The sequence below is a fragment of the Dorea sp. BIOML-A1 genome (genome assembly GCF_009875615.1).
Classification (GTDB): Bacteria; Bacillota; Clostridia; order Lachnospirales; family Lachnospiraceae; genus Dorea_A; species Dorea_A amylophila.
On sequence record NZ_WWSA01000069.1, the window covers coordinates 1 to 1,248 of the forward strand.

Consider the following 1,248-nt stretch of genomic DNA (forward strand, 5'->3'; position numbering starts at 1 on the left):
TAGTGTTTCTTATGGTATGGAACCTGAACAAGAAGCCTTATCTATTGTTTCCTTCAAGGACTGAGAGGCCGCTTCCCAGTTAATAAATTAAATCCCAAGTTTATGGTAGCCGATTTCCGGCAGCCATATACAACCGATACCACTCTTCACGGGTCAGGTGCACATGGGATGCCTTACTAATCTGAGCAATCCGGTTCTTGTTAGTTGTGCCGATGATCGTCTGGATTCCGGCAGGGTGGCGTAAGATCCAGGCAACAGCGATGGCACTGTCGGTTACATTATATTTTTCAGCTAGTTCATTGATGACCTTATTGAGTTCCGGGAATTTTTCATTTCCAAGAAAGACGCCTTTGAACATACCGTACTGGAATGGGGACCATGCCTGAATGGTGATATCTTTTAAGCGGCAGTATTCGAGAATGCCGCCGTCACGGTTGATTGCAGAATCATTGTACATATTTGCATTGATTCCGGAATTGATCATTGGACAGTGTGCGATACTGAACTGCAGCTGGTTGATGAGAAGTGGTTCATCCAGATATTTATTCAATAATTCTATCTGCATCGGGGTCTGATTGCTGACACCGAAGTGACATACTTTGCCGGCGGCTTTTAAAGTACGGAATGCATCGGCTACTTCTTCCGGTTCCATTAATGTATCCGGGCGGTGTAGCAATAAGATGTCAAGATAATCTGTGCGCAGGCGGTTCAAGATATCATCTACGGACTGCAGGATATGTTTTTTGGAAAAATCAAAAGCAATACCGGGGCGGATCGCACATTTGGACTGCAGAATGATCTGGTCACGCAGGGAAGGAGTCAGGGCTTTGCCAAAAAGCTCTTCGCATTGTCCTTTTGCATAGATATCTGCATGATCGAAGAAATTGATGTCATGTGCAAGCGCAGTGTCTATCCATTCTTTTACAGCATCTGCCGTTTCCAGACTATTAATACGCATACATCCCATACCAATTTCCGGAACAGATAAATTTGTATTGTGAAGTGTGATTGTTTTCATGGAAACCTCCTTAGATAAAACATTTGTATAAATGTATTTTAACATATCGTGTAAAGAAAGATAAAAGAAAAATTCAGTGAATTTGAAATAAGGCTACCGCAATCCCACTGGCTTTAGACGGTGGGTTAAGGTAGCCAAAAATCAGAAATTATTGTATACTCATGGCATGGGAACATGGAAATCTAAAAACAGACACAAATACCTATTACAATATCACATTATTTTTGTCT

1 protein-coding gene is annotated in these 1,248 nt (G+C 41.7%); it reads right to left on the reverse strand.

Annotation, left to right across the window (positions count from 1 at the left end):
• Window positions 1-100: 100 nt before the first annotated feature.
• Entirely contained in the window at window positions 101-1,018 is a 918-nt protein-coding gene (locus GT508_RS14360) for an aldo/keto reductase (RefSeq protein ID WP_161144523.1), read from the reverse strand.
• Between the last annotated feature and the right edge of the window lie 230 nt (window positions 1,019-1,248).